2 protein-coding genes are annotated in these 1,513 nt (G+C 62.9%); both read right to left on the reverse strand.

The features are described from left to right. Positions 1–307: 307 nt before the first annotated feature. The gene (locus tag EN994_RS30850) at positions 308–904 is read right to left on the reverse strand and encodes a LysE family translocator (RefSeq protein ID WP_024501399.1); all 597 of its coding nucleotides are present in this window, start codon (positions 902–904) and stop codon (positions 308–310) included. A 132-nt stretch (positions 905–1,036) separates the two neighbouring features. Further along, a partial coding sequence (gene ilvN / locus EN994_RS30855; protein ID WP_127308117.1) for an acetolactate synthase small subunit occupies positions 1,037–1,513 on the reverse strand: 477 nt, incomplete at its 5' end.

Raw genomic sequence — 1,513 nt, forward strand, 5'->3', positions numbered from 1 at the left:
GAGCCAGGCCGCGCCCGCACAGGCGACGGCAAGCAACGAAAGAACGACTTTTCCACGCATGGTCAAAGGCCCTCTCCACCCGACACGTCGTGGTCCGATGGTTCTACTCTAGCGCAAATCACGGCCCGTTGCCGCGATTTCGCCGAATAGATAGGACGCGCCTTTGTCGGAAAAGGGCCAAAACACGGCATTACGAAGATTTAATGTGCACTGCACAATGGATGTGCAACACGGGCTGAATCCCCATCCGACGGCTTGCGAGCCATCGCCTTCCGGCCTGAGACGACCAGAATGTGCGCGTCTCGACCTATTTGAGCATCGGCCAAAGCGTCGCCGCCAGCAGCACGCCCATGGCGATGTTGAACCATTTCAGCCGTACCGGGTCCGACAGGAAACCGCGCAGCGCGGTGCCGAACCCAGCCCACACCGAGACGCTCGGCAAATTGACGATGGTGAAGGCCACAGCGATCAACACCACCGACAGGAACGGGTGCTCGGCATTGGCATAGACGGCCATGGCGGTGATCGCCATCACCCACGCCTTGGGATTGACCCACTGGAATGCAGCCGCCTCGATGAAGCGCATCGGCCGCGCCTTCGTCTCGCCCTTGCCGGTCAGCGTGCGCGACATGGCGATCTTCCAGGCGAGGTACAAAAGATAGGCGCCGCCGGCGATCTTGAGCGCGGTATGCAGCGCCGGAAACGCCGTCAACACAGCGCCAAGGCCAAGACCGACGGCAAGCAGCAGCACGAGGAAACCCATGCTGATGCCAAGCATGTGCGGAACGGTTCTGACGATGCCGAAATTCACGCCCGATGCCAGAAGCATGAGATTGTTCGGCCCCGGCGTGATCGAAGTCACCAAGGCGTAGACAAGCAGGGCAAGGAAAGCGTCAAGCGACATGGATATCCTCCCCGACAAGTCAGGATCGTTGTCTTTTCTAGGCAACCCGCAAAGGCCCACGGACGGCCCACAGCGGGGCCAGAAGCCTCACTGTGGAAGCTGGCTGGCGCGCCCGGCGCCAGCACCGAAGGCCTACATCGCCTGCGGGCCGCGGTTCAACGCCGCCACGCCGGTGCGGCAGATTTCGACCAGGCCGAGCGGCTTCATGATGGCGATGAACTGATCGATCTTGGAGCCCTTGCCGGTGATCTCGAAGATGAAATGCTCGGTGTTGGCGTCGATGACGCTGGCGCGGAACGCATCGGCCAGCCGCAGCGCCTCGACCCGGGCCTCGCCGATGCCGGCGACCTTGACCAGCGCCAGTTCGCGTTCCAGCGGCCGCTCCTGGCCGGATTCATGCGAACGCACGGTCAGGTCGACGACGCGGTGCACCGGCACGATGCGCTCCAGCTGGTGCTTGATCTGCTCCAGCACATGCGGCGTGCCGCGCGTCACGATGGTGATGCGCGACAGGTGTTTTTCATGCTCGGTCTCGGAGACGGTCAGGCTCTCGATGTTGTAGCCGCGCCCGGAAAATAGGCCGATGACCCGGGCAAGCACGCCCGGCTC

Origin of the sequence: Mesorhizobium sp. M7A.F.Ca.CA.002.09.1.1 (assembly GCF_003998555.1) — a bacterium.
GTDB lineage: Bacteria > Pseudomonadota > Alphaproteobacteria > Rhizobiales > Rhizobiaceae > Mesorhizobium > Mesorhizobium ciceri.